The organism is Roseimicrobium sp. ORNL1 (genome assembly GCF_011044495.1).
Taxonomy (GTDB): Bacteria; Verrucomicrobiota; Verrucomicrobiia; order Verrucomicrobiales; family Verrucomicrobiaceae; genus Roseimicrobium.
The window spans coordinates 3,831,390-3,851,059 of sequence record NZ_CP049143.1; the positions used below are offsets into that span (position 1 = coordinate 3,831,390).

The window sequence follows — 19,670 nt, forward strand, 5'->3', positions numbered from 1 at the left end:
TTCCTCTTCAGGGTTCAGGATGGTGTAAAAATTCAAAGTTTCACTATCCTGGGCTGAGAATCTTACAAGAGCATGAAACCCCTCGCGATTCGCGCGGCGAGCTACAATTTTGACTTTTCGTTTGCCAGCAAGGCCTCGGCGAAGGCTCGACCCATCAATGCAAATGTTTTTGCGCATCCGAGGTAATGATATCCCGCGTTTGAGGCTCCTCGATTCCATAGGGCCACTTCGGCTTCAGACATGAGTTCCCCCTCGAATTTTTTCATGTATTGGCGTTTCTGCTCCTCGGTCATTGTCCCGTCGGCGTGGGAGTAATCTTTGTGCTTTGAGTCCAGCAGGCCTCGCATCTGACGGACTTTGGCATGCTTCTTATCAATCGCGTCGAGTTCCTCAGACCAGAAAGGTGCGGTTTCCACGGCAAAAACGTTACCTTTGAACTCCGGAAGTGATGCCGGTGCTGCCATCGCCTTGCGAAACTCCACCGTATCCATCTCTGCCTTCACGCCTCCCACGCCCATCACACCGATAACGAACGGCATAGTCGGAGCATCAAGGTCACGGCGCACATCCCGGATAAAGTGCTTTAGGAGATTGCTATAGAGATCGAAGCGACCAGGTTTGCCGCGAGCCGGATAGGTGTGTCCATCAACCATGTCATTCCAGCCTTGCAGCCAGACAAAACCGGCAATTTCGTAGCCTTGAGCCGGATCATACGCCGGGCAGGCCCGCTTGGGGTCAGCCAGCACTTTCTTCACGTGGTCCACCATCATCCGGTAATGGTGCCCGGTATCGCGGCTCTTTTCGGCGAGCCACAAATTCATATTCTTGGGAACGCCATGTCCTGGCGGACCATAGTACAGTTTTTTCTGGTAGTCATTGAGCTTGTACACACCCGCACTCGGCGGACGAAAATCTGTATGCAGGCTCTTTCCTCCCCAGGCTGTCTTAATGATCAAAACCGGCTCCGTGTGCGCCGCGTCCATCGTGAGCCCGAAAGTGAACTCCGGCCCGATTTTCCCGCCGTCCTCCTGTGGATTTCTCCTTGAACCGTAGCCAGCCGTGAGTTTGCCCACACCTTCTCCGTTGTTCTGGCCCACACCCGTGAGATACGAAATCCACGCTCCTTCACATACCGCCGGGTTCCCATCCGGGCCCCGCATCATCTTCAGCAGCGGCGCGGTTGCTGCATCATCGCCGATGTAATCAAAGGTCTCGACTTTGGCGTGCCCCTCCATATTTGACTGCCCAGCGAGGATGTACACTTTCAGCGGCTTCTTTTCCAACGCGACAGCGTCAACGCAAACGAGCGCGGAAAGCGCCATGATGATGAATGTTGGTTTCATGGGTGGCTATGGCTTTGGTGCGCTCCGTCCGCTGGACTTGGACAGTTCGAGCACCGCTTTGAGTTCCCTGGCAATGTCCGGTCGAGTGTCGAAGAGATTGTTCGTTTCGCCGAGATCTGCGGCGAGAATGTACAGTGCAGCAGGCGCATGGTCGGGCCTGTAGTAGGGCTTGAGCTAAGGGGAGGCGTCGTATCGATTTCCGCCCGAGCCGTTGTGATCCATCAACTTCCAATCGCCGCGTCTGATGGAAAGCGTGCGCGCCCCGCCAGCGGCTTGCTGAATTAGAAAGGGGCGGATTTGGCCTTCTGCTGTCCCCAACCAGGCAGGCAGCATGTTGAAACTGTCTTCCGCGGCCTGGTTCGGAAGGTCGGCGCCGACTACGGAGGCAACGGTCGCCATCACATCGGTGAGACCGGTAAGCTGCGAGCTCGTCGAACCAGGCTTCACCTTGCCGGGCCAGCGAACGATAAAAGGGACGCGGTGCCCTCCTTCCCAAGCGTCGCGCTTCATGCCGCGCCAGGGTCGCGCGCCATCATGACCGTGGTCAGAGCGCATATGGACCACGCTAGTGACTTCCGGGCCATTGTCGCTGGTTAAAATGACTACAGTATCCTCCGCAATCCGAAGTCTTTCGAGAGTGGCAAGCAACTCTCCCACAATCCAATCGAGTTCATAGATGAAGTCGCCATGCGGTCCTGCTTTGGTTGCGCCTTTAAACTGCGGAGCAGGAAACGAAGGAAGATGCACGGCTTGCGTGGAATGAAAGAGGAAGAACGGCTTGCCAGGTGACTGGCTGACATGCTTCTCAAGGAACTCGCGACTCCTTCTTAGAAAAACGATGTCCACTTCCTCCATCGGAAAATCTGGAGCAATGAAGCCGGGGCGGCAGTCGTTGGCGTAGGCATGCTTCGGCAAAGACCCTTTGTCGACGAGCCTCGTCGGTGGCACGGGCACCCGGTCATTTTCGATGAAGGCATAGAGCCAATCTGTGGTGGGACAGCAAGCTGTGCCGAAAAAGAAATCGAACCCGTGATCCGCGGGCCCTCCCTGGATGCGGCGCGAGAAGTCGACGCGTCTCACTGCATCGAGACCACCGGCGTTCACCGGATGTCCCTCGTTATCAAAGAAGGTGAGGCCGACGTGCCACTTGCCTATGCAAGCTGTGCTGTAGCCTTTGGAGCGCAACATGCCGGGCAGCGTGAGCCTTCCCGTGGCAATGAGCGACGGTCCGCCGACACCGGTGAAAACCGTGCCTCCATTTGGCACACGAAACGCCATCTGCCCCGTCATCAAGCTGTATCGAGTGGGCGTGCATACCGTGGCCGGACTGTGCGCGTCCGTGAATCGCATCCCTTCGCTCGCGAGCCGATCGATGTGAGGCGTGGCCACCTTCGACTGGTCGTTGTAGCAGCGGAGGTCACCGTAACCGAGGTCGTCCGCCAGGATCAGGAGAACGTTAGGAGCGGCCACGGGACCAGCGCCACAAGCCAGTACACGCGATGCAAGTACGAGAAGCACCATCAAAAATCTCGCTCTCATGGCAGGGAGAGGACCGGCGGTCCGAGCACTTCCGTTTTTGGAGTGATACCGAGACCTGGCTTCGTGCTCGCGCCCATGTGGCCGTGGAGGCGCTGCGGAGCGCCCTCGGCTGTGCTCACGGTGACGTAGCTGTTGAAGTCCGTGGTGGTGAACAGGAACTCCGCAGGCGTGCTTTGCGCCAGGTGCGCGATGGCGGCCGTGGCGATGTCACCACCCCATGAGTCCTCCAGCGTCATGGCGATGCCCATGCTGACACAGAGGTCGCGAGCCTGTTTGGTTTTCGTGAGTCCGCCAAGTTTGCTGATCTTCAAGTTCACCACGTCCATCCCAAGGTCTGCCTTTGCGCGCAACAGGATGCCGAGATCGTCGATGTTTTCGTCGAGCACGAATGGATGTGGAATCTGCCGTCGCACTGCGAGGCACTCTTCGTAGGTGAGACACGGCTGCTCAATGTAGACGTCCACGTCCTTCACCGCCTTGGCGACACGGATGGCCTCATGTTGGACCCATCCTGTATTCGCGTCCGCCACGAGACGGTCCCCGGTTTGGAGCTTCGCGGCAACGGCGCGAATGCGCTCGATGTCCACGTCCGGATCACCTCCGACTTTGAGCTGGAACCGACGGTAGCCTTCCGCCCGGTAGCCGGCCACTTTCGCCGCCATCTCATCCGGCGATTCCTGTGAAATGGCACGGTAAAGCTGCACCTTGTCGGCGTACCGTCCGCCAAGCAGTTCACATACCGGAAGACCGCAAGCCTGCCCCAGGATATCCCAGCAGGCAATGTCCACTCCGCTCTTCACATACGGATGCCCCTTGAGAGCGGCGTCCATGTGGCGGTTCAGCTTTACGAGCTGACGCGGGTCTTCGCCAATGAGGTGTGGACCGAGTTCACGCAAGCCTGTCCGGACACCTTCGGCATAGGCTGGCAGATAAAACGGCCCGAGAGGGCATACTTCGCCATGACCCACAAGGCCGACGTCCGTCTCAATGCGCACGACTGTGCTGTCAAACACAGTCACGGACTTGCCCCCACTCCACTTGTAGGAGCCCTCACGCAGCGGTAGTTTAACACGGTAGGCAAGAACGCGGGAAATTTTCATGGATTCATCAAGGCTTTGGAATCTCGTTCAGCGTGTAGTAGGCGCGGTCGTGCAAAAGCAACTCACCATCGCTGGATTTGAATTCGGGCAGGTGGAATTCATGCACGTGGCCCTGCATGAGCCCCTTCACGCGGAGGCGCACGCTCCGACCGTCAGGCGCAACTTCCGCCGATACCACCACCGGGCGCGTCTGGTCGACCTCAGGGCTTCCATAGCCCTGGTGGTAGATGTGCGTATAGGTCTGCAGTGCGTAGCTCTCAGGACGCGCAGCCTGTAGTGGATCAACCGGGCGCGTGAAGTGCACAGTGAAGCCGTCAGGCTGCGCCCGGATTTCGAGAATCTCAAATGGCGTCCTGCCAGTCCAGTCAATCCGTTGAAGCAGGTTGTCTTTCATCCCACGTACGGGCCAGCCGCGGTTGGTACCCCCGGTGATGAGCTTGCCATCTGTCGTGAAATGCACCGCCAGGATGCCGGTGCCCAGGCCTTCGCGGAAGGGATAACAGGCTCCCTGCCACACGCCGTTCACCTTCTCAGTCGTAGCCCGCATCACCATGCTGAGCGTGTAGTCGCCGAGGAATATCTGGTTGTCGAAAGGGCCGAACTTTCCACCCGCACGACACACTTCGAATGCGGAAATCGAACGCCCCATTTTTTTGTAGGGAAAGACCACCGCGTATGGCACAAGTTCCGGCACCCGCTTCCGTTCGGTCTCCATGCGCGAGGGAGAATTGGGCATGACTGGCACCGGGCCCATCTCCGGGGCGAAGGCATACCAGTTGAAGCTGACCGGGTGCCCCATGAATCCCCCGGGCTTGAGGTGCTTGAGCGAGCACGAGCCGTTCCACGGTCCCTGGCTTTCGACGTAAAACATTTCGCCGTGCTCATTCTCGCCGACTCCGAGGGGACTGCGCAGGCCGCTGCAGATCGGGACGGTCTTCCCGTCTGGCGAAATCTTCAGCGCCCAGCCCCGGAACAGGGCTTTTGAGTGATAGGACTCCGAGAGACCCAGTGCGACATAGAGATTGCCTGCAGCATCGAATTTCGAGCCTAGCGCATATTCGTGGTAATGACCGAAACCCCAGGCGTCGCTCACGGTGTCGTAGCGATCGGCGCGACCGTCTCCATTGGTGTCGGAGATGCGCGAGATCTCGGTGGCGTGTGTGGCAAAGAACGCACCGTCGCGCCAGGCAAGTCCGAGCACTTCATCGAGCCCGCCGGCAAAGGTGGTCACCTGCGGACGCGGTTTCTCCTCGGAGATCCCGCTGAAAAGCAGGATCTCACCGCGACGCGTGCCAACCGCAAGCCGGCCATCGGGCAGCGAGACAAAGCTCCCGGCCTCCAGATACACTCCGTCGGGCATGGGCACGTTTACAATCCGGTAGAAGGCCTCTTCACGCTCCGCAGTGCCCCAGGTATCCCCGAAACTCTCCGCTGCGTGGACGCGGAGCATGAACAGGCAAAGCAAGAACAAGACACGCACGATCATGGCTTGGACGTGAGGTGGTATTCGATTTTCAGCTCCTCACCGTGAACGGGAAGGATGAGTTCCTTCGCGTCTCCGGCTGCCCGCAAAAGCGGCTCGGCAGGAAGGCGGACGAGTAACTTTGTGCCGACGGCAAAAAGGTTCCCGGCATGCGGCTCGATTGACTTCTCGCGGGCCACGCGAAAGTGCAAATCGGAAGGCAGTGCGCCCGGGAATCTCAGCGTGCGCTCCAAGAATACGCGACCAGCATCGTCACGGCGCTCGTGGAAGAAGTCCTCCACGATGAAGCCTTCCATCGCATAGCGCAGCGTCGGCCTCTGCTGCGCATCCAGTGAGTAGCCTTTGAAAACCAACGGCGATGGTCTGGGCGTGGTGTCAGGTTCAGGCCACGCAGTCGCGGGCGTGGGCAGCACGGCGAACGCGGGACCCGGTGGGAATTGGACGGGGTCTTTCCCGAGCAACCGTGCCTGCCCCGACCCCTGCCCCCGCCAAAGCCCGGACGCTTCGATGAAACCGCCACTCCAGAGGGACGCCAGCCGCATCTGAGACGAGTCGAAGGCGAGATTGATGCCTCCAGGATAACCGACGCCTAGTCCCCGCTTGCCAATGCCTGGAAATGCCCGGCGCACGATGACCGCTTCATCGCGGACCTCAATGACGAGGGCTGCAAGCACGAGCCCTTCAGGTTCGCGCGCCTCGGGACCTTGCGCGAGGTACTGCCAAATGGCATCACGCTGGCGCCGGGGATCTCCGCCGAGAACGTCTGGCAACGGAGATTTTCCATCCGGCCAGTAACTAGGCATGACGGTGAGCGCGGCGAAGCGCTGAGGATGCGCGAGGAAATGGTGAAACCAGTTTTCTTCCAGGCGCTCTGCGAGGGTCGTGAGTTCTGGGCCGCGAATCGCCGCGCTGCGGCCTCGGAAGCTATGGCAGGCGATGCAGTTCAGCCCTTTCACGCCCACAAGATCGCGCCCGATGTTTTGCGGCCTTGCCGAATTCGGAACGCGCTCCACAGGCGCGGGCGGCAGGGTGTCCAGCTGCTTCATCCACGTGACAAGCGGCTCAGTGTTGACTGCACCAAATTTCGGCATGCGCGTATGCAGCGACGGCCGGGCACTCGCGCCGTTGCACACGACCTGGCGCAACCACTCTTCCTTCAACTTTGCGCCCACTCCGGTGAGGGGCGGCGGCATCCGGCCCTGCTCACCAAGGCTTTCCTCGCTCCCCGTGAAATAGACGTTCCGCTCCCTGGTCACGCCACCCAGGTCATCGCGTTGATGGCAGGCGATGCAATTCAACCGTGTGATCGTGACTCGCACCTGCTCAGCGGGGGTCCATGCTTTATGCTCTTCGGCCAGCGCGCTCCGGAGCGATGCGCGCTGCACGTCACTGAGGGCGTAGAGTGGCCACTTACCAGGCTTCGTAGAGAGACAACCAGCGTCCGGCCGCAAACTTTCGAGTGCGGGGAGTTCCGGTGTTGTAGCAGTCTCGCCAGTGCGATGGCAGGCGTGACAGTGGTGCTCGGCAAACAGCACGCGACCGCGGGCCGCAAGCTTGGCGTCGGGCTGGAAGTCCGCTGCCGGTGCTGCCTGCTCCCGCAACAGGTAGCTCGCCAGATCCATGGCTTCATCGTCCTCAAGGTGGCAATCTGGCATCCGCCCGCCGGGCCGTACGGCCAGCGGATCCTTCAGAAACGTGGCGAGACTCGCGAGCGTGTATTTGTCCGCCAGCGGCCCAAGAGGCACGGAGCCGTCGAGGGCTTTTTCTGGGGAATGACAGGCCACGCACCCCACTGAGTGGTAGAGTTTGCGTCCCCGCTCGATGGCGTCGCTTGCAGGTATCGTCGAGGGGGCGGGTTTGCCAAGCGTGGCGAGGTAATGCGCCAGCGCCTTCGCCACTTCGTCGCGATTCGCAGCAGACAGGTGTCCGAGCGCGTCCGGCATCGTCGTGCCGGGCTTCACGCCCGAAGGATCTGCGATGAATTTCTGCAGATGCATGCCTTGCACCCGACCACCGACTTCCGACAAGTCAGGTCCTGACTTTGGCGCAAATGCGGCCTGCTTGCTCTTGTGGCAGGCAACGCACCCCAATTCGCTGATGAGCACGGCACCTCTGAGTTTCTCATCATGAGTCCGCTCGAGCCCTCCGATGACCGGCGGAGGCGCAGCGGCTGCGCAGGTGGCCAGCGTGGAGCCGATGACGATGGCCGCGAAAGACTTCATGGTGGTGAGATCACGAACGCCGGACGCGAGAGCACACCTTTCGCCTGGGCTCCGTAATAATCGGAACGCCAGAAGTTCTTCAAGTCCTCCGCAGTGATGAGTTGCAAGCCTGGAGTGGCAACAGCGGGATTGCAGAGGATGTAGAGGTCCTCCGCGGCTATGTAGCCACAAACACTGAGGGTGTGACCCGCGAATCCCCCGGGGTATTGGGGGCCGATGTATTTGAAATCGACGACCACCGGTCTGCCGGCATCAAGCTCACCTTTCAGGAGTTTGGTTGATTCGGCGAACCCTGAATCATCCGGAGTGAACGTGACGAGTTTCCAGCTCTGCCCAATCTTCTTCGATGCCTCCAGCAGGTGCCACCAATCTGTGCCGGTGCCGAGGGGAGACGGGCACAGCTTTTTGAACTCCCAACCGCCAATCTCACTGCCCTGAAAGCGCGCGAAGGTGGCACAGGCGGTGGCACCGCAGTTGTTGTAGCCCTGATGGATGTGAGGCATCGGCACGAAGGTAAACTCGCCCGGTACGGATTTGCGCCGCCGGTACTCGACAAGCTTCAAAAGATCGGCTCCCTGCTGCGCGGCAGCATTGTCAGACGGCTGGGCCGGATGGCCGGTCGGGCCGGTGGGAAGGCGTTTGGAGGCCTCTGTCCAACTCACCCTGGCCGCATCCAGTTCTCCGGCCTGAAACTGCATTTCACCCAACAGGACGAGTCCTGAGGGATTCTTCAGTTCCGCTGCCCGCTCCGCGAGAAGCCGCGCCTGCACAAGGTCCCGAGCGACGCCTTCGCCGGAGAAATAGGCCATCGCAGCGCTCGCCGCCGCCCTTCCGTGCCCGCGCTGGGCTGCCTTTTTCCACCACTCCAGTGCCCGAGGGATGTCCTGCTCCGTGCCCTGCGCGCCAAAGTAGCACTGGCCAAGATTGAAGGCAGCTTGCGCGGACTGGGGAGCGGACGCCTTGAAATAGCCAAAGGCAATTTCAGGACTGCGCTTTACCACGCTGCCACGAAGGTAGGCAAAGCCGACAAAATCCATCGCATCCGGATGGCCGCTGTCTGCTGCGCGATGTGCCCACCTCATGGCCTCCGCCTCATCTTTGGGGACTCCCCTGCCATCTCGGAGGCGATGGACCAACTCGAATTGAGCTTGTGGCTCGCCACTTTCAGCGCGGCTGCGGAGTGCTTCCCATTCCGGATGATCCTCGGTCGCTGGTAAAAGGGAACCACTCATGAGTATCATGCCGTATAGAGGAGTCAGGACAACACACCTCGTCATGTTCCAGGCGGTAGTCAGAGGGAAAAAGAAGCACATGGCGATAGTCACAATGGCGGAGGTCCATGCCTGAGTCTTGAACGAGATGGCCAATGAACGCATCAAAAGCTGCACAATGGCACACCCGCAAGAAAGCCGGGTGAGGATCTCCCACGTAATGTCTCCTCCTCACATGAGAACTACAGCCACGGGGCTCCTCGGCAGCCTTTCAACCAAAGGGAGCCTCGTCGTCGACGCGCGTCTTGTCGAGCAAATCGCGGATTTCATGCATGACACCGCGTTCTTCATCAAAGATGCCTCCGGGCGCTACCTCGTGGTGAACCAGTCCCTCGTCGAGCGGCATGGCTTGGAACACAAATCACAAATGCTAGGCCGCAGACCCTGTGATGTGTGCCCCGGCGAATACGGCCGCATCCCTACGGAGCAGGACGCACATGTACTCCGCACGGGCCGGCCCATCACAGAGAGGCTGGAACTCTTCTGGCGCCGACCAAATGTCCCCGTATGGGGCCTTACTACCAAGCTGCCAATCCGGGATGGGCGAGGCCGCGTCACCGGGCTGATCGGCATCTCCAAGGACCTGACGGCACTTGTGAGCCCTGAGGAGGTGCCACGTGCCGTCGCCCAGGCCCTGCGCCACCTTGAGAGCACTTTTGACCAACCGGTGAGCCCGTCCACGCTGGCAAAACGAGCCGGCATGAGCGCAGGTCGATTCGCCCGCATCATCAAGCGAATCCATGGCGTCAGCCCCATGCAGTTGATCACCAAGACGCGCATCACCGCAGGCTCACGACTGCTGCTCGAGACGGACTCCTCGATCGCGGAGGTCGCGCTGGCGTGCGGCTTCGCCGACCATAGTGCCTTCACCCGCTCCTTCCGCGCCGTCACCGGGATGTCTCCTAGCGAACATCGTCGCGTCGCTGGTACAGCTTGGAAACCAGGACGTGGCCATGAGGATTTCGATCTGCTTCAAAAAAGACACAGATTATTGTCGTGATGTAGTTCTGGACAAACGGGATCGTTCTGCTGCGGCGCTGATAACTTGGCCACATGGAGCCACGCAGAGTAAAGATGGCAATGACGATCTCTTACACTCACTATTACAATTCATTTGCTCTAGTGTTGGCAATGCGGTCAGCGGCTGTTCCGAGTCCAGTGACCAACTGATGGCTCGAAGGCATTTCGAGGTGGGATTGCAGACTTCTGCGACCAGCTGCTGTGCCTGCTCGTCCGTGATGTTCTTCGCAAAGCGATACATGCCGGTCTGGCGGCCAAGCGTTTCGCGGAGCGATACGGATTCCAGGGTATTCCCAAGCCAGTGCTCCCAAAGTCCCACCGCTGCCGGGTAGAGAAAGTCCAGGGCGAGCAGCAATTCGGATGTGTTGGAAAGTTCGAGCATCCAGCCGCGGCGCAGAGTGGGGGCGGTTTTCAAGGCGCGGAAGTTTCCTGCGTCATCGTAGGTCGCGATGGAGCGTGCATCTTCCGGGGTCTTGAAGGCTTGGAGTCCACCGCGATTCTCGGCGTCGTCCACATGGTGGCAGTGCCATGAGCCATCATCATTCCGATTCACTTGCACCTGCCCAATGCGGAAGCCTCCTTCCCGCGAAAGCAGGAATTCAAGTGCCTCGCCGTGCTTGAGCAAGGATGCATTGGAACCAGCAGCAGTCTCCTTCGTTAGCCCATGCCGCGTCTTGAAGTCACTCACCTGATCCAGGACCACATCCGCCATGAGTGCCTCAGTGCCGATGGCGCTGCTGTAGTACAGCTTCCGTCCGTGAAGGTCGTGGGGATTGTGCCAGAAGACGTCGTTCTGGCTCGCGGCTGCCGTGGGTTCATTCGTGATGCCAAGCAACACGGGAATGTCCTGGTAGCTGTGCAGGCCATCCGCGATGAAGAAGGGCACCACGACGACGTTCGGCGCGGTGCTCATCTCATTCCACTTCGCGACAAACGGCGCTTCTTCCATGTAGGCATCGAGCACCTCCGCAAACCCATATCCGCCTTCGCGAATGAAAGTCACCTGGTCCTTGATGGCCTTGGTAGAGTTTTCATTCAGGCTGGTGCCATGACCCACGATGACGAGCGCGGTCTGCTCACGCGGTACGCCGGGCGCCACCTCATCCGCACGCTTCAGCAGGAGCTTGGTCATGCTGGGGTGCACACCGACGGGTGCGCAATAGTAGATATTCGTATCGCCGCGCTTCGTGATCGGGCCTTCAACGCGCAGTTCCCGCGGAATCACCTCCTGGCAGAAATAGCCCTCGCTGGTGAAATTCGGCACTACGAAGATCTCCTTACTCTTCACCGTGTAGAACACCTCGCGCATGGAGGGCTCTTCCTTCCAGAAACAGCAAGCCACTTCATCAAACACGCCACGACGGCGGATCTCATCCGCATGCTGATGCGTCGGCGCGCTTGAGTCAGGGTTCAGCGTAGAACCGTGACCGACGAGAATTAATGCAGTGGACAAAATGCGTTGGGGTGAAACTTAGCAAGCCATCACTACCAGTGACCAGGAGTCGGTGCGTTCAATTTGGCAAATCCTTGCTGAACAACTTTCTTACGCGCTCCTCCCGATAGTCAAAAATGAATTTCAGACGTGGCTTCACAAAGGCCGCGTGTGCCAGTTCCCCAAAAGGTTGGAATGGTAGACGATAGGTGACGCGATCTGACATTTGCACTCCGCCTTCTTTCAACTCCGCAAAATAGTGCTCATGCCGCCAGAGTGCATAAGGCCCCACGCGCTGTTCATCGATGAAACATCGGTGGTCGACCACATGTGTGATCTCTGTCAGCCATTTCATTGAGAAGCGTGGCAGCGCTTTCACGCAATATTCTATTTCCAGCCCCTTGTAGATCCTGGCAGGCAGATTTGGACTTACGACCTGCAGCCCTAGCTGCGGCGGCGTAATGAGGCTCAAATTTCTGGGATCAGAGAAGAAGGACCATGCTTGAGCTAATGTAGACGGAACGAACTGATCACGGATTAGTGTATGGGCAGGCATTGGGATGGGGACTCGTATTTCATCGGCTGGCCAAGTTACACGGCATATCTGGTCGAACATCTTCTAGCGAGAGCGCATGCTCACGAAGCTTGGCCATTCGCTGGCAGCTCGAAGTCGACTCCCAGACCTACTTGCTCCCAGTCACAGAGCTCCCTTTCGAGTTCTGAGTTCTTACGCCGCGCCTTTTGGTTCGCGTACCTGCCTAGGGTCAGGCGCAACGGCGGACTGGCCGAAGCAGCGACCTCAAGGATGGCTTTGGCAGCCAGGTCTGGATTTCCTGGTTGTCTGCGGTCGGTCGAACGGACCAATCGCGCAAACTTGCCTGAAGTACTGTCGTAAGCTGGGAGGTGATTCCCGGCCGCTTGCAAACCTCGACCAACGAAGTCAGTACGAAAGGGCCCGGGCCGCACGATTGTCACGCGTACATTGAACGGTGCCAATTCTAATCGTAAACTCTCGCTGAGAGCCTCGAGTGCGGCCTTCGCGGCCCCGTACGCGCCAAATCCCGGATAGTTCGAAATCGCCGCAGCAGCACTGAAGTTGAAGATGTGTCCGGACTTCTGCTCACGAAACATGGGCAAGCATGCCCGAATGAGATTGAGGGCTCCGAAAAAATTTACTTCGAAGTTGTCCCTGATCTGGAATTCTTCGCACTCCTCCACCGCACCCAGAAGCCCCCTGCCGGCGTTGTTGACGAGTACGTCAAATCGACCTGCAAAACCGATAGCTTCCCTAACGCTCTCCGGGTCTGTAACGTCCAGTTCCAGAATGCGGCATCGCTCACAGGCTGACCAGGCGAATCCAGCGAGGTCGGACTTGTTCCTTGCTGTCGCAATGACAGAATTGCCAGACTCAAGAGCCTTTTTGGCGAGAGCTTGGCCAAGGCCGCTGGAGCAGCCTGTAATGAACCAGGTTTTCAGAGACATTGTACTGACTGGTGTTAGGATTCACGCGAGATCCTCCAGAAGGAGTCGTGAGCTGATCCTGGCGGATTCAAATATTACCGGCAGCCCGCTCCCGGGGTGAGTTCCACCTCCTACAAGATACATCCCATCAAATTCTTCAAATCGGTTTCTCGGCCGAAGGTGCAACATCTGGGAAAAACTGTGGGCGAGATTGAAGGTCGCACCTCTGTAAATGTCCACCTTCTGTTCCCAGTCTTGAGGTGTGATGATCCGTTCAAAGCGGATCCGTTTCTCAATATCCGGAACCCCAATTTTTGCCAGTTGCTTAAGGGCAAGCGAGCGGTAGCGCATCTTCTCTTTGTTCCAGTCTACATTAGGATGCTGATGGGTAACGGGTAGAAGGACGTAAAGGGCGCTGTGGCCGCGCGGGGCCATGGTGTCATCAGTCGTAGCTGTGTTGGCAACATAGAATGATGGGTCGTCCGAGAGCACGTGCCGCTCCTCAATATCCTGCAGGTTACGCCGGTAATCCTTGGCCACATAGATGTTGTGGTGCGTGAGATTCTCGAAGCGACCTTCAACTCCTAAATACAACATGAAAGTGGAGCATGAATACCGCTTACGAGATAAAGTAGCATCACTCCACTTTCTTCTAAGTTGTGGCGCCACCAGTTTGGACATTGCGTGAGCAAAATCCGCGTTCACCACAACGGCATCAGCGAGTTCCTCGCCATGCTTCGTGCGGACGCCTACAGCACGCTTACCTGTGAAGATGATCTGTTCGACTGCGGTATCGAGATGAATCTTCACACCAAGCTCACGGGCGATCCTCGCCATATTCTCGGTGAGGGCGCTACAACCACCCGTGGGGTGCCAGATCCCGTGTTCGTATTCCAGGAAGGAAAGGATGGAGAACAGGCTTGGGCACTGGAAGGGCGACATCCCTAGGTACTTGGACTGAAATGTGAATGCCAGTTGAAGGCGCGGGTCATGAAAGAAATCCGCAAGCTCCTGATGAAGGGACTTCCAGGGCTTCAGGAACGGCAGGACAGCGAGAAGACGGGCGCTGAGAAGGCTCGTCCAGCCTTGGAAAGGGGTTTGCAGACACGGGGCGAACTTCTCAAGCTTCACCCGATTGTGAGCCATGAATTGGCGGAATCTCGGAGCGTCTTCGGGCGACAGACGCGCGATCTCTGAACACATCCGTTCTATGTCTGAGGTAGCGTTAATCTCACCTCCGGCTCCAAAAGTGATCCGGTATTGCGGGTCCAGTCTTTGCATCGGCACTTCGGTAAAGAGGTCTTTGCCGACTGCTTGAAAGATCTCCTGCAGAACTTGGGGATACAGAAAGAACGTGGGCCCCAAATCGAAGCGATAACCATCACCTTCGATGCATGAAGTGCGCCCTCCCACACGGGGTTGCTTCTCCAAAACCGTGACCTCAAGCCCTTCCTTTGCTAATAGCATCGCAGTGGCAAGCCCCCCCGGGCCAGCTCCAATGATCAATACGCGTTTAGGTTTCGCCATGCGATTCTTCCTACGCCACCGGCGGCGAACTGGATACCATCCCGCTAAAGATATTTTTCTGCCCTGGGGTTTCAGCGTCCCAACAGAAAGCGTCCGGCCTTTTTCAACATCGTCAGCGAAGTCTTCATAGGGGGGTAGCGGAACGCTGAGTCGAAGCGGAATCCGCGGTTCATGACCGCCCGCTGGTGTGAGAAACACTCAAACCCGTACTTTCCATGGTACATCCCCATCCCGCTTTGTCCGAGCCCTCCGAAGGGAAGACATTTTCCCATCATGTGCAGCAGTGTGTCGTTAACGCAAACCCCCCCCGAGCGGACCTCTCGGAGAACGGCGTCCTGAGTTTCCTTGTCCTCCGTGAACAGGTACATAGCCAAGGGAGTGGGGCGGCTGCGTAGGTACGATATCGCTTCCGCAATCTCGTCGAAAGTCGCCACGGGAAGGATGGGTCCGAAGATCTCCTCCTGCAAAACAGGATCATTTTCGGAAACATTCGTAAGGATCGTAGGGGAAATGTACAAGTCACTTGCTTCATGGTGCCCGCCGTAAAAGGTCTCGCCTGAAGCCAGATAGCCAACCAGCCGCTCATGCTGCCGCCGGTTGATGATCCTCGAGTAGTCAGCGCTGCGGCGCGGATCTTCGCCGTAGAATTCCTTGATGCTTCTACTCAGGCTCTCCAGGAATTGTTCTTTCACCCGGCGGTCCACCAGGACGAAATCCGGGGCGGTGCAGGTTTGGCCGGCGTTAAGGAATTTCCCCCAGACTATGCGCCGCGCCGCAATTTCGATGGGAACGTCCGCACAAACAATGCAAGGCGACTTGCCGCCCAGCTCAAGAGTTACTGGTATCAATCGATCAGCTGCACAGGCCATCACTTCGCGCCCGCGCTCGGTGCTTCCCGTAAAGAAGATCTTTTGGAATGGTTGCTTCAGGCATGCGGCGGCCACAACGCCATCACCTTCTACGACGGCCACATACTCCGGAGGGTAGATGGACGAGACGAGCCTCGCGATGGCCTCAGAAGTGGCGGGTGACAGCTCTGAAGGCTTCAGCACTGCGCAGTTTCCGGCGGCAATCGCGCTGACCAACGGGGTGAGTATAAGCTGGAGTGGATAGTTCCATGGCCCCATGATGAGGACCACGCCGTATGGCTCCTGCTGGCAGCTCGACCGTGCAGGCCACGCCAGCACAGGAGTGGGCACCCGTCTGGGCTTTGCCCAGCGGCCTATATGCTTCATGGCATAGGCTGCCTCGCTTTCCACGAATGCCACCTCGGCGAGGTAGGTCTGCTCCGGAGAACGGCCCAGGTCCCGATATACGGCTTTTAGAAGGTCGTCCCCGTGCGCGGAGAGTCCCTCAAGCAGTATCGAGAGCATGTTCTGCCGGAAACCGGTCGGACGAGTAACGCCGGACCGGAAAAAATTTTTCTGGCTCTGAACGATTTTTGTCAGGTCCACGATCAACCGTTGGTGGGATTCCAACGTATACGAAAGCGAGTCATGAAAAGGCGCATCGTTCTACCTCTTTCCGGACTGGCGTTGTTTCTGGTGTTTTCGGGCACTGCGCTGGTGGCATCTGCATCTGAAGTTAACAAGGGAGTGCGAGAGTTCCGAGAGGCTTACGCGTCATGGAACGCTGATGCTTTCGCACAGGCCGCGGGTACAGTCTCTAAAGCCGCAGCGAGTGACGGTGCTTCCGCCGAAGTGTACCACTGGCTTGGGGTGATTCAGTTCCACCAGATGCTTCAAAAGCGGAGTGAGTCGGGAAGCAGTGCGTCGACACCTGCGGTGGTAAAATTCCGCGAAGCGGCTATCGAGACGCTTACCCGTGCACTTCAAAAGGATGCGAAGGATGCTGAGGCACACGCCATGCTTGGAACGATGATGGGCATGAAGGTGGATGGCATGCTAAGCGGGCTCCGCTTTGGTCCCTCCATATCGCGGCATCAGGACCAAGCTCTGGCACACGGCACGGACAATCCTAGGGTGCAATACCTCCTCGGCGCCGCAAAGTATCATACAGCCAAGGACAAGGATGGCTTTGAGTCTGCCCTTAAGTCTTTGCAAACTGCGGAGCGTCTCTTTGAAACCGAGAACAAGGAGCCGGCAGGCGAAGAAAATGCTCGGTGGGGCTACGATGCATGCCTGGTATTTCTGGGCCGTACCGAGGAAGCGCTCGGGAACCGGGAGAAGGCCGCCGGCTACTTCCGCAAAGCACTTTCTGTCCGGCCTAACGACGATGGCGCCAAAGAAGGACTGAAACGGACTGCCAGTTCAACCTGACCCAGGACCTATGCCCCAGAGGAAAGCAATTGTGATCGGTGCTGGGCTCGGCGGCATTTCTGCGGCCGTATCCCTCAAGCAGGAAGGATATGAAGTAGCCATCTTCGAGAAGAACAGCCAGATCGGCGGCAAGCTCAACGTGCACAGGGAGCGCGGCTACTCTTTCGATCTTGGGCCTTCCATCCTGACGCTTCCACACATCTTTCGGAGGCTCTTCGAGAGATCGGGAAAGAATCTGGAGGATTATATACCTATCCGGACAGTAAGGCCTCACTGGAGGAACTTTTTTGAGGACGGCACAGTCGTGGATTTGTATCCGGAGGCGGACAAAATGGCAGCGGAGGCGCTAAAGGTCGGCGAACCGTACGAGAACGTGGAGCGATTTTTGAAGTATTCAGCGGACCTCTATGACCTTACGAACGATGGTTACTTCGAGCAGGGTCTCGACAATTGGCGCGAATTCGGAAAACACTATGGGCTGTGGAAATTTCCTCAGTTCGATCTGTTTCGCAACATGCACAGCGGAGTTGCGTCGCACTTCGACACCCGCTATTTCAGGGACGTTTTTGATTTTTTCATCAAGTATGTTGGCTCGTCGGCGTTCCGCGCTCCTGCCTTCATGAACTCGATGGCGACGATCCAGTTTCGCTACGACCTCTGGTATGTAGATGGAGGGCTCTACAACATCGCTGTTGGCCTGGGCCGCCTCATGGAGGAACTGGGAGTAAAGGTGCATCTGGAGTCCGCTGTAGAGGAAGTGCGCCGTGAGGGAGGCAGGGTTACCGGTATCGTGGTCGGTGGAGAATTCCATGCGGCCGATGTGGTGATTTCGAACATGGAAGTCATTCCGGCGTACAAGGAACTTCTCGGTGAAGAAGGGGCCTTCACGCGCAAACTTGAAAAACGCCTGGAGCCAGCTTGTTCAGGACTCATCATAGATCTGGGGCTGGACCGTCAATACCCTCAACTGGCTCACCACAATTTCTTCTTCAGTGATGATCAGCGCGAACATTTTCGCACGGTGTTTGAGAAACGCGAATTACCCCACGACCCCACCCTCTATGTGGTTGCTGCGTCCCGAACGGATGCAACGGTGGCCCCACAAGGATGCGACGCTCTAAAGATCTTGCCGCACATCCCCTACATCGACGACGAACACCCGCTCAGCCGAGCCGACTACGAAGCCCTCAAGGATCGGGTGCTGGAAAAGCTGGAGCGCATGGGACTTGAGAATTTGAGGCAACATGTCGTGGTCGAACATGTTTGGACACCGCTCGACATCCGCGAACAGTACAACTCGAATAAAGGTTCCATTTACGGGGTAGTGAGCGACCGCTGGAAGAATTTGGCATTCAAGGCACCAAAACAGAGCAGCAAATATCCCAATCTTTTCTTTGTGGGAGGTTCGGTTAATCCCGGGGGAGGGATGCCGATGGTAGTGCTGTGCGGACAGAATGTGGCCAAGAAGGTGGTCGCCTGGCATGCGCAATGTTGATACTGCTCGCCATTACTCTGGTGTTGTGGTCAGCAGGATTTGCCCTTCTGCCAAAGTTGAAGCCTGCCCATTGTCGGAATGGCCCGCCCGCTGGAGGAATAGAACTTAGTGTCAGCGTCATTGTTCCTGCGCGGAATGAGGAAGAGAACTTGCCGCGTCTGCTGGCATCGCTGCAGCACCAGTCACACGCATTGCACGAGATCATCGTGGTAGATGACGAGTCAAGCGACCGAACCGCAGAGATAGCTGTAGAGTTTGGAGCAAGGGTAGTTAGCTCAGCTCCACTCCCCGCCGGATGGCGAGGCAAACCTTGGGCTTGCCATCAGGGCGCGAATGTTTCCCGCGGAAATCATCTGCTCTTCATGGATGCAGATACTTGGGTTGAAGCGAATGGAATTCAACGTTTGCTTGATGCCTACCAAGGCGGCGCATTGTCAGTGGGGCCTTGGCATGCGGTTAAGAAACTTTATGAGGAACTCTCATTGTTTTTCAACCTCAACATGGTCCTTGGCACAGTACCTCAGGGGTTGTTCGGACAAGTACTCTTGGTAGACCGCAAAAGTTACGTCAGTGCAGGAGGCCACGAGGTTGTAAGAAGTTTCGTGCTTGAAAACGTGATGCTCGCACAGCATTTCCATAAAGGGGGCGTACCGGTTCTGAGCATGCTTGGGAAGGGACATATTTCATTCCGTATGTACCCTCATGGCTTGTCAGAGCTGGTGCGAGGTTGGAGTAAAGGATTTTCCTCGGGTGCCAAACGCACGCCGGGGCGGACTCTTGCTCTTAGCATTGCCTGGATGTCGGCTCTGATGCTCGCCCCGCTAGGCTGGATAGTATCGGGAGAACAAGGTTGGAGTGTAGTCTATCTGCTGTTCGCGGCGCAGATTGCCTGGATGGGCCGACTAGTGGGCAGTTTCAGGCCACTTGCCTCGCTCCTCTATCCCATCCAACTTTTGTTTTTCTTTGGTGTCTTCGCGATGTCCCTGACAAAGCTGGGAAAGACCATAGGCTGGAAGGGGCGCAGCTTCGATGCACGTTGAGCTTCCAATTCTCTGGATCATTTTTCTGAATGTTGTCGGCTGGCTGGCAATTCAGTTGGGCTTGGCATGGTTGTTCACAAAAATGCCTGCGCGATGGTTCCCACCACCCGGAATTCCAAGCTGGGAGCACAACGGGAACATATATCAGCGTGTGTTCCGAATCAAAAAATGGAAAAAGCATCTGCCGGACGGGGCATCGTGGTTTAACGGCGGTTTCACCAAACAAAAGCTTTCCAGTTCGGAACAGGCCTACATCCGCCGATTCATGCAAGAGACTTGGCGAGGCGAGATATGTCATTGGACGGCTCTTGCGTGCACTCCCTTATTCTTAACGTGGAATCCGTTGGGGGGAGACTGTGTTGTCATTGTCTATGCCATCGCATCGAATGTCCCATGTGTATTTGTTCAACGCTACAATCGTGCTCGCCTCAGTCGCATCATAGCGGTAGGAAACCACG

At 57.5% G+C, this 19,670-nt stretch carries 15 protein-coding genes; 4 read left to right on the top strand and 11 right to left on the bottom strand.

Translation table 11 applies throughout. The features are described 5' to 3' along the window. Positions 1-101: 101 nt before the first annotated feature. The 6 genes from G5S37_RS15600 to G5S37_RS15625 form a co-directional block, all read right to left on the bottom strand. Positions 102-1,343: a sialate O-acetylesterase gene (locus G5S37_RS15600; protein WP_165205393.1), complete on the bottom strand. Its 1,242-nt coding sequence runs from the start codon at positions 1,341-1,343 to the stop codon at positions 102-104. Between the two features lie 174 nt (positions 1,344-1,517). After that, entirely contained in the window at positions 1,518-2,813 is a 1,296-nt protein-coding gene (locus G5S37_RS15605; RefSeq protein ID WP_206026477.1) for an arylsulfatase, read from the bottom strand. A gap of 65 nt (positions 2,814-2,878) precedes the next feature. Next, positions 2,879-3,982 carry a cis-3-hydroxy-L-proline dehydratase gene (locus G5S37_RS15610; RefSeq protein ID WP_165205394.1) on the bottom strand — a complete coding sequence of 368 codons (1,104 nt, stop codon included), beginning with the start codon at positions 3,980-3,982 and terminating at the stop codon, positions 2,879-2,881. 7 nt (positions 3,983-3,989) lie between these two features. Continuing rightward, positions 3,990-5,432 carry a hypothetical protein gene (locus tag G5S37_RS15615; RefSeq protein WP_206026478.1) on the bottom strand — a complete coding sequence of 481 codons (1,443 nt, stop codon included), beginning with the start codon at positions 5,430-5,432 and terminating at the stop codon, positions 3,990-3,992. Between the two features lie 32 nt (positions 5,433-5,464). Beyond that, positions 5,465-7,687, bottom strand: coding sequence for a c-type cytochrome (locus tag G5S37_RS15620; RefSeq protein ID WP_165205396.1), 2,223 nt, complete (start codon positions 7,685-7,687; stop codon positions 5,465-5,467). Continuing rightward, entirely contained in the window at positions 7,684-9,063 is a 1,380-nt protein-coding gene (locus tag G5S37_RS15625) for a hypothetical protein (RefSeq protein ID WP_343229925.1), read from the bottom strand. The genes G5S37_RS15620 and G5S37_RS15625 overlap by 4 nt, the downstream gene beginning before the upstream one ends. A gap of 70 nt (positions 9,064-9,133) precedes the next feature. On the opposite strand from G5S37_RS15625, the gene G5S37_RS15630 reads away from it, so the two are divergent. After that, positions 9,134-9,958: an AraC family transcriptional regulator gene (locus tag G5S37_RS15630; RefSeq protein WP_113962202.1), complete on the top strand. Its 825-nt coding sequence runs from the start codon at positions 9,134-9,136 to the stop codon at positions 9,956-9,958. On the opposite strand, the gene G5S37_RS15635 is transcribed toward G5S37_RS15630, so the two are convergent. The 5 genes from G5S37_RS15635 to G5S37_RS15655 all read right to left on the bottom strand — a co-directional run bounded on the left by G5S37_RS15635 (position 9,947) and on the right by G5S37_RS15655 (position 15,852). Beyond that, on the bottom strand, positions 9,947-11,431 hold the full coding sequence (locus G5S37_RS15635) for a CbiX/SirB N-terminal domain-containing protein (RefSeq protein WP_165205398.1): 1,485 nt from the start codon (positions 11,429-11,431) through the stop codon (positions 9,947-9,949). The genes G5S37_RS15630 and G5S37_RS15635 overlap by 12 nt on opposite strands. Before the next feature lie 58 nt (positions 11,432-11,489). Further along, complete coding sequence (locus G5S37_RS15640) at positions 11,490-11,966, bottom strand: SRPBCC family protein (protein ID WP_113962204.1); 477 nt, start codon at positions 11,964-11,966, stop codon at positions 11,490-11,492. Between the two features lie 80 nt (positions 11,967-12,046). Beyond that, positions 12,047-12,892: an SDR family NAD(P)-dependent oxidoreductase gene (locus G5S37_RS15645; RefSeq protein ID WP_113962205.1), complete on the bottom strand. Its 846-nt coding sequence runs from the start codon at positions 12,890-12,892 to the stop codon at positions 12,047-12,049. 21 nt (positions 12,893-12,913) lie between these two features. Then, complete coding sequence (crtI, locus tag G5S37_RS15650) at positions 12,914-14,398, bottom strand: phytoene desaturase family protein (RefSeq protein WP_165205399.1); 1,485 nt, start codon at positions 14,396-14,398, stop codon at positions 12,914-12,916. Positions 14,399-14,469: 71 nt separating this feature from the next. After that, positions 14,470-15,852: an aldehyde dehydrogenase gene (locus tag G5S37_RS15655; protein ID WP_206026479.1), complete on the bottom strand. Its 1,383-nt coding sequence runs from the start codon at positions 15,850-15,852 to the stop codon at positions 14,470-14,472. 12 nt (positions 15,853-15,864) lie between these two features. On the opposite strand from G5S37_RS15655, the gene G5S37_RS15660 reads away from it, so the two are divergent. Genes G5S37_RS15660 through G5S37_RS15670 form a run of 3 tightly spaced genes read left to right on the top strand, consistent with a single transcriptional unit; the run spans position 15,865 to position 19,212 of the window. Continuing rightward, entirely contained in the window at positions 15,865-16,677 is an 813-nt protein-coding gene (locus G5S37_RS15660) for a hypothetical protein (protein ID WP_147263732.1), read from the top strand. A gap of 10 nt (positions 16,678-16,687) precedes the next feature. Next, a complete protein-coding gene (gene crtI / locus G5S37_RS15665; RefSeq protein WP_165205400.1) occupies positions 16,688-18,172 on the top strand; it encodes a phytoene desaturase family protein in 1,485 nt (494 codons plus the stop codon). Next, positions 18,166-19,212, top strand: a complete 1,047-nt coding sequence (locus tag G5S37_RS15670; protein ID WP_165205401.1) for a glycosyltransferase — start codon at positions 18,166-18,168, stop codon at positions 19,210-19,212. Before crtI (G5S37_RS15665) ends, G5S37_RS15670 begins: the two co-directional genes overlap by 7 nt. Positions 19,213-19,670 lie beyond the last annotated feature (458 nt).